This window comes from Mesocryomonas lacus, assembly GCF_055730135.2.
The window spans coordinates 52,946-60,498 of sequence record NZ_JBUZWE020000019.1 but is presented as its reverse complement, the minus strand read 5'-3'; the positions used below and the strand labels follow the sequence as shown (position 1 = coordinate 60,498).

Here is a 7,553-nt window from a genome sequence, read left to right as displayed (position 1 = left end):
AAAGCCCTGCGGGTTGAACGGCAGCACGCCCTGCAGGCGCATCAGCGCGTAAAGAAGGACGAATCCGAGGCCGTTGAACACCAGCATGCCCACGGTATAGGCGAGCCAGCCTTGCTCCTTGGCCGGGTCGATGCCGGACAGTTTGAAGAAGCCGCGCTCGAGGGGGCCGAGCACCGGCGAGAGGATATTTCGCTCACCCGCAAAGACGCGCGCCATGAACGCACCGAGCGGCACGGCGCAGACGAGCACTGCCGCGAACAGGAGGACAATCTGAAGCCAGCCAATCGCTGTCATCGCTATGGTTCTTTCGATGGGAGATCGCCGACGCCGCGCGCAGGCATTCCCCGGGCCAGGCGGCGCGGGGATGCGGACGAGCGACATGTCGGCGCGGGATTAGAACTTCTCGGGACGCACGAGGGCGAAGACGAGATAGCCGAGCAGCCCGAAGGCGACGGCGGAGCCGAGGATGAGATCCAGCATGGCTCAGGCCTTCGCGGCCCAGCGGGCATAGCCCGCCATCACGGCGAAGAAGCCGATGCCGACGGCGAGATAAACGATGTCCATGTAACGGGTTCCTTGATGCGGTCCCCGATAGCTACGCCGTCCCGCATAAGCTCTCGATACGGAATGTGGGGGCCCGGCATAAGGAAGCCGTAAGGATCGACGAGACGACCCGCCAACCGTCCCTCACCGCCGGCGATGGGGCTCTTTTGCGGTCCGCGGGGCGCCGTGCGCCGGATAGGAATTCAGAGAGGACGCTCTGTGACCCGAGCGTCCGGGCCGGGACGCGGATCGTGGAGGAAAGACGGAGTGCGCCTCACCGAGCCCGCGTCACGCCGTCACGCTGACGGTCGGCCTGGGGGCCGGCCGTTGCGGTATCGTCGCTTAAACTCGAGAGCGCCTAAGCGGCCTGCGACCGGGCGTCGATCTCGACCGTCAGGTGCGACAGGTCGTGGATGTGGGCGAGCTTGGCGCGATAGGCACCGAGCGGGCGCGGGCGCTCCGTCGCGATCGAGACGATCGCCGCGTGATGGCCGGGCCCGACCTGCCAGACGTGGAGATCGGTGATCTTGTCGCCGTCCACCTCGATCGCCTCGCGGATTTCCTCCGGCAGGTCCTCGCCCTCCGGCACATAGTCGAGCAGCACGCCGCCGGCATCGCGCACGAGGCCCCACGACCAGCGGGCGATGACCAGCGCCCCGACGATGCCCATCACCGGATCCAGCCAGATCCAGCCATAAATGCTGCCGAGCCCCAGCGCGGCGATCGCCAGCACCGAGGTCAGCGCGTCCGCCAGCACATGGACATAGGCGGCGCGAAGGTTGTTGTCGTGCCCGCCGCCGCCATGAGCGCCGTGCCCCTCACCGTGGCCGTGATCATGCCCGTGCCCGTGCCCATGGTGATGCGCGTGGTCGTCCTTCAGGAGCCAAGCCGAGACGAGGTTGACGGCAAGGCCCAGCACGGCCACGCCGATCGCCGACCCGAACGAGATCGGCACCGGGTTGGCGAGGCGCAGGAAGCTCTCATAGGCGATGAAGACCGCGATCAGCGCCAGGATCACCGCGCTCGCAAAGCCCGCGAGATCGCCGAACTTGCCCGTGCCGAAAGTGAAGCGCGGGTTGGCGACATGCTTGCGGGCGTAGAAGTAGGCGCCGGCCGCGATCAGCATGGCGACCGCATGCGTCGACATGTGCAGCCCGTCGGCGACCAGCGCCATCGAGCCGTAGGCGACCCCCGCGGCGATCTCGACCACCATCATGGCGACGGTCAGCGCGATCACGGCGCGCACGCGGCGCTCGTTGCGCCCATGATTCCCGCCGAGGAAATCATGGCGGTGGGTGGTGTTGGAAACCGGCAGGTCCGTCATGGCGTGCTTTCTCACTTCAGATAGGTCCGCAGCACCGCCAGGAGGTCGGCGGCGCCCTTGGCCTTGTCGGGATCTTCCTCGGCGTCGGGATCGACCACGTGGTGGCGCACATGATCCTCGATCAGCTCCACCGTCAGCCCGTTCACCGCGCCGCGGATCGAGGCGACGAGCTGGAGGACCTCGCCGCAGGGGGTGTCGGTCTCGAGCGCCCGCGCCACGGCATCCAGCTGCCCCTGGAGGCGGCGGATGCGGGCAACAAGCTTTGCGGGGTCTTTCGACAGGTGTGCCATAGGGTACCCCCTACCCTATCTCGGGAAAAACGTCTACAGGATCCCGGCACCGTCGCGCCGTCGACGGCAACGAGGTCGATCACCCCCATGCCGAAGGCTGCCTCCCCCTGTACCGACGTCTGCCTCTTCGATCCCAAGAACGAATGGTGCCATGGCTGCGGTCGCAGCCGGGAGGAGATCAAGGCGTGGCAGAAGTTGACCCCGTTCCGGCGCACCGCGCTCGAACGCGAGCTGCCGCGGCGGCTGGCGCGGCTGAACCGGACGGCGACGCCGGCGGGAAGGCCATGATCGGCAAGCCTGCCGGTCCAAAGGGCGCCGCGTCCGCCGTAACGGACGAGACGCTGGATACCGTCGGCGACGCCAAGGCGGCGACGGTCGGCAGCATCAGGATGGTTGGTCCAGGCCCGACCAAAATGGTGCCAACGTCAGCAGGTCCGATGCCGGGGTGATGGTGGTACCGCGGGAGCCGCAGCGCCGGGGGCAAGCGGCCGCTGCAGCGCGCCGGCCGCCTTCTCGCTGAGATGCTCGCTCTGGCATTCGCCGTGATCACCGAGCACCTCGATGACCCGGCAGCCGGCGACCGAATAGTTCGAGCAGTCCGCCATTCGCGCGACCTCCCCGCGCAAGGCGGTCAGCCGCGCGATCTTGTGGTCGATGTCGGCAAGGTGCGCGGCCGCGATCCTGTCGGCGCTCTCGCACGGACCGTCCGGCTCACCGGCGAGCGCCAGGAGTTCGCGGATCGGATCGATCTCGAAGCCGAGCTCCCTTGCGTGCCGGATGAAGCGGAGCCGACGCAGGTCGGCGGCGTCGTAGAAGCGGCGGTTGCCGTCGGTCCTCGGCGGCGACGGGAGAAGGCCGATCTGCTCGTAGTACCGGATCGTCGGCACCTTGATGCCGCTCGCCCGCGATGCCTCCCCGATCGGAATGCCTCTCGTCATTTTCCGCTTGCTCCTCTAGCCACTAGAGGACGTAGGCCTGCATCAACGATGATGCAAGGAGAGCGCGATGAGCGCCGTGAAACACGAAAGCCGCTACCGGGTCACCGGGATGGACTGCGCGGCCTGCGGCAACAAGGTCGACACCGCGATCCGGCGGCTGCCGTGTGTCGAGGACGTCGCCGTCTCGGTGTCCGCGGGAACGGTGAAGGTCGATCACGCCGAGGGATTCGACGGGAGCGCCGTGGTGCGGCAGGTGCGCAACCTCGGCTACGGCGCCGAGGCGGCGGACCGGGGATCGACGTCCCCGAGCGAACCCGCAGCCGACGGTCACCCCGGGCATGGTCATGACGATCCAAGCGAGGCGGCTCTGCCTTGGTGGCGGACACGCAAGGCGCGGCTGACCGCGGCGTGCGGCCTGTCGCTCGTCGCCGCCACCATCCTCGGCCATCTCTCCCCTGCCCTCGAGCGGCCGGCCTTCCTGGCAGCGCTCGCCGTCGGCCTTGTTCCCGTCGCCTGGCGCGCCATCACCGCCGCCCGTTTCGGCACGCCGTTCTCGATCGAGACCCTGATGAGCATCGCCGCTATCGGCGCCGTCTTCATCGGCGCCGAGGAAGAGGCTGCGACGGTCGTCCTCCTGTTCCTCGTCGGCGAGATGCTGGAGGGGGTCGCAGCGGGCCGCGCGCGGGCGAGCATCCAGGGCCTCTCCGCCCTCGTGCCGAAGACGGCGCTCCTGGAGACGGACGGCCAGACGACGGAGGTGCCCGCCGAAAGCCTTGCCGTCGGATCGACCATTCTCGTGCGGCCCGGCGACCGCATTCCAGCCGACGGCGCGGTCGTCGAAGGGGAAGGAGAGGTCGACGAGGCACCGGTCACCGGCGAGAGCGTGTCCAGGCGCAAGGCCGTCGGCGATCCCGTCTTCGCCGGCACGGTCAATGCGGGCTCGGTGCTGCGCGTCCGGGTCACGTCAGCTGCGTCCGACAACACGATCGCCCGCGTCGTCCGCCTCGTCGAAGAGGCGCAGGAGTCGAAGTCGCCGACGGAACGCTTCATCGACCGCTTTTCCAAGGTCTACACGCCCGCGGTGCTCCTGGTCGGCTTTGCCGTCGCCGTCCTGCCGCCGCTCGCCCTCGGCGGGAGCTGGAACGAGTGGATCTACAAGGGTCTCGCCATCCTCTTGATCGGCTGCCCCTGCGCGCTGGTGATCTCGACGCCCGCCGCCATCGCCGCGGGCCTGTCGGCGGGCGCCCGACGCGGCCTCCTGATGAAGGGCGGCGCGGTCCTCGAAACCCTCGGCCGGATCACCGCCATCGCCTTCGACAAGACGGGAACGCTGACGGCCGGCAAGCCCGTCGTCACCGACATCGTCGCGGGCAGCCGTTCCGGGACGCAGGTCCTGTCGCTGGCGGCCGCCCTCGAGCGGGGGTCAAGCCATCCGCTGGCCATGGCGATCCTCGACCGCGCGAAGACGGACAGAGTACCGGCCCCGCCCTCCTTCGACGCGAACGCAATTGCCGGAGAAGGCATCGAGGGCGGCGTCGGCGGCGAACGGGTGTTCCTTGGATCGCCGCAGGCAGCCGCGCGGCGCGTTCCCCTTTCGGCTGGCGACGAAGCCGCGATTTCAGCGCTCAATTCCGAGGGCAAGACGGTGTCCGTGGTCGTCGTCGGCGGCATGATCGCCGGCTTTCTCGCCATGCGCGACGAGGCCCGGCCGGACGCGGTGGCGGGCCTTGCGCGCCTGACGGCGTCCGGCGTCAAGACGATCATGCTGACGGGTGACAACCGGCGCACGGCCGAGGCCGTCGCGGAAGGCCTCGGGATCGAGGCGCGGGCCGAGCTCCTGCCGCAGGACAAGCAGCGCATCATCCGCGAGCTTCAGGCGGAGGGCTTCACCGTCGCCAAGGTCGGCGACGGCATCAACGATGCGCCGGCGCTCGCCGCCGCCGACATCGGCATCGCCATGGGCGGCGGCACCGACGTCGCGCTGGAAACGGCGGACGCGGCCGTCCTGCACGGACGGGTGATGGACATCCCCGACATGATCGCGCTGTCGAAGAGCGTCATGGGCAACATCCGCACGAACATCGCCATTGCGCTTGGGCTGAAGGCGGTGTTCCTGGTGACCACCATCGCCGGCATCACCGGCCTCTGGCCGGCGATCCTCGCCGACACCGGCGCCACCGTCCTCGTCACCGCCAACGCCATGCGCCTGCTCGGCTGGAAGCCGCGCTGAGCGGGGCCGCGGCCCCGCCCAGGCGGTGACGCCACGACGGCAAGCGGTTCGCGGAAGGCAAGTGATCCGAGGAGGCAGCAGCCCGGCTTGCCCGGGCGTTCGCCGCCGCGCTCCTGTACACCCGCCGGAAGTAGTGCGCAGTAGCGCAATAAACCGGAAATTTGTTTTACCGAAATCAACACGGAATCAATGTGTTACCATTTTTTCGTAGTTTTGATTTTCCGGAAATTAGAGCGATCAAAACCGGAAACTGCTCCTTCTTGAGCGCTTGAAACCGGAAATTCTCGACAGATCCAACTTCAGCCGGCAACTGAGACCTTCAGGTTCTGCCTCTCGCTCACCCGAAATTTGCGTCAGCCAACCCTCCGCTCGGGCAGCGCCCCGAACGCCCGCTCGATGTTTGTACGATCGTAAAGTTTGAAAAGACGGCTCACGTCCACCAGGGGCTCGACGCTCGAAGCCTTGACGACCGTCCATGTCGCCTTCGGTAGTATTGCCCGCAGCTCTAACGAATGGGTGTAACGGCCGCGGAACTCCTCGACGGATGCCGTAGTGATTCCGGGCTTGCCGAGCCTGCCCACGGCGGATGCGGGATCGACGGTCAAGAAGCCCCGGTCGACCATCGCCGGGAGGAACACCTCCGGCACCATCGTCTCTTCGGATGCCTGCTCGAAGGTGAGATGCGTCGTAACCGATCGGACGAAAGCCCGGACGCAACGGTCGTCGAGGACAAAGGCGTCGACGCCGCGCGGGACCCGGCCCTTGTGGGGAGAAGGTGGCCCCGAGGGCCGCCCGATAGGGATGCGACCGTCGAGCATTTTTGCCAGCAATTGCGGGACGGAGACCCACCGGGTCCGTGTAGCGCATTCGGACACCCGGCGGTCGTCTGGGCCGCCCTTCCTGGACCCGGCCAGCTCCAAGAGCCGCCGCAGGAGGTCGTCGATGTCGTCCCTCGAATAGTAGGTGCGGCCGGCTATCTGCCGTGTACCGACGAGTCCTACCGAGGCAAGCTCTGGAACCGAAGGGGTTCCCACACAGAGTTTCGGTGCGGCCCCATCGTCGCCCAACCCCGTTTCGCGCCGCTCTTGAGCCCGGCAACGTTCGTCCCCGACCGCCAGGTCATCTCGTTGGCCGTACATCTCGATCTCGCATTTGCCTTTTCTTGTCGGCTGCGCCGACAGTCGACGCATCTCCGCGATGAGGTACGCATCCTTGAGGCCAAGCATGCGGGCCGCCTCGGCGTGCCACACGTATCGATCGGGGTCGAAGTCGACGGCCTCGAGGCCACGTCGGCTCAAACGCGAAAACTGTTGGCCCGCAACCACTTCCCTGCATTCGGCGAGCAACATGTTCCGCGCCGCGTGTCCGAAGCGTCCCGGCGCATCGAGAGTGACGAGCAGGCCGCGCCCGATCGACGCGCCAACCCGGTCCTCCACGAGGATTCGGTGGAGGTGGCGGCGCATGGGTCCCGGCCAGTCCTCCAGCACGGGCGCGGCAAGCGCGACCACGTCGAGCGGCCGAATGCCCCGGACCGCGTGTGCCGACCCCGATGCCTCCCGTAGCAAGTCGCGGCCGACCGTCGAGACGAGCAGGACAAGGTCGTGCAGACCGAGTTCATCGGGCCGGCAGGTATTCGTTGCGCGATGACTCGTCGGGTCGCATGCGTGGCGGAGCATTCTCATCAGGTCCACCAAGCCGTCCGCAAGGTTCACCTGGGGCGAATCGAGCAGGTCATGGCCGCAGGGGCACCTCCCGATGTCGCGCCTGCCCCAGGTGAGCCTCTTTCCGCAACGATGGCAGGCGTCCACCAGCATTCGGCGGTGTTCGTCGCAGCCTACGTGCAGGGCAAGGCTCCATGCAGCGCGGATACGCCCGTGGTTGCCGATGCAATCCGGACAGATCCTCCCTGTGGACTCAACTTCCAGCCTGGACACGACATGCCCTGGCACAGGCGCCCAGCGCCCGTTGCTGCCGAACATGAGTTCGAGGGGAGCGGCTTGGCCATCGGTCATGCACAGCAGCGCTTGTATGCCCTCTACAGGCGAATGCCCGTATGTCCGCGACACCTCGATGAAGACTTGGTGGTGGTTGAAACCGTTCTCGGCCGCGAGCCGCATCAGGTAGCCACGGAGACTTTCGTCGCTCGAGGGCGCGAAACGAACGACGAGCCGACCGATGTTCATGGTCCCGGCGCCCCTTGTCGAATTGACGTGGACGCGGACTGGCTG

The 7,553-nt window shown here is 67.5% G+C and carries 7 protein-coding genes and 1 pseudogene; 2 read left to right on the top strand and 6 right to left on the bottom strand.

The genetic code is table 11. The features are described 5' to 3' along the window. The 4 genes from ACZLZY_RS23375 to ACZLZY_RS23360 form a co-directional block, all read right to left on the bottom strand. Positions 1-294: potassium-transporting ATPase subunit KdpA (locus ACZLZY_RS23375; RefSeq protein WP_472936521.1), on the bottom strand; the 294-nt coding region annotated here is incomplete at its 3' end. 99 nt (positions 295-393) lie between these two features. After that, positions 394-480, bottom strand: coding sequence for a K(+)-transporting ATPase subunit F (gene kdpF / locus ACZLZY_RS23370; RefSeq protein WP_472936526.1), 87 nt, complete (start codon positions 478-480; stop codon positions 394-396). A gap of 421 nt (positions 481-901) precedes the next feature. Further along, a complete protein-coding gene (gene dmeF, locus ACZLZY_RS23365; RefSeq protein WP_472936520.1) occupies positions 902-1,867 on the bottom strand; it encodes a CDF family Co(II)/Ni(II) efflux transporter DmeF in 966 nt (321 codons plus the stop codon). A gap of 11 nt (positions 1,868-1,878) precedes the next feature. Then, entirely contained in the window at positions 1,879-2,157 is a 279-nt protein-coding gene (locus ACZLZY_RS23360; RefSeq protein ID WP_472936519.1) for a metal/formaldehyde-sensitive transcriptional repressor, read from the bottom strand. A gap of 87 nt (positions 2,158-2,244) precedes the next feature. Here ACZLZY_RS23360 and ACZLZY_RS23355 point away from each other — a divergent pair, with 87 nt between their 5' ends. Continuing rightward, the gene (locus ACZLZY_RS23355; RefSeq protein ID WP_472936518.1) at positions 2,245-2,445 is read left to right on the top strand and encodes a DUF1289 domain-containing protein; all 201 of its coding nucleotides are present in this window, start codon (positions 2,245-2,247) and stop codon (positions 2,443-2,445) included. 236 nt (positions 2,446-2,681) lie between these two features. Here ACZLZY_RS23355 and ACZLZY_RS23350 read toward each other — a convergent pair. After that, a pseudogene (locus ACZLZY_RS23350) lies at positions 2,682-3,095 on the bottom strand (MerR family transcriptional regulator); the annotation flags it as partial. 67 nt (positions 3,096-3,162) lie between these two features. Here ACZLZY_RS23350 and ACZLZY_RS23345 point away from each other — a divergent pair. Then, the gene (locus tag ACZLZY_RS23345; protein WP_472936517.1) at positions 3,163-5,325 is read left to right on the top strand and encodes a heavy metal translocating P-type ATPase; all 2,163 of its coding nucleotides are present in this window, start codon (positions 3,163-3,165) and stop codon (positions 5,323-5,325) included. A 353-nt stretch (positions 5,326-5,678) separates the two neighbouring features. Here the strand turns inward: ACZLZY_RS23345 and ACZLZY_RS23340 are convergent, their stop codons facing one another. Next, positions 5,679-7,508, bottom strand: a complete 1,830-nt coding sequence (locus ACZLZY_RS23340; protein ID WP_472936516.1) for a TniQ family protein — start codon at positions 7,506-7,508, stop codon at positions 5,679-5,681. Between the last annotated feature and the right edge of the window lie 45 nt (positions 7,509-7,553).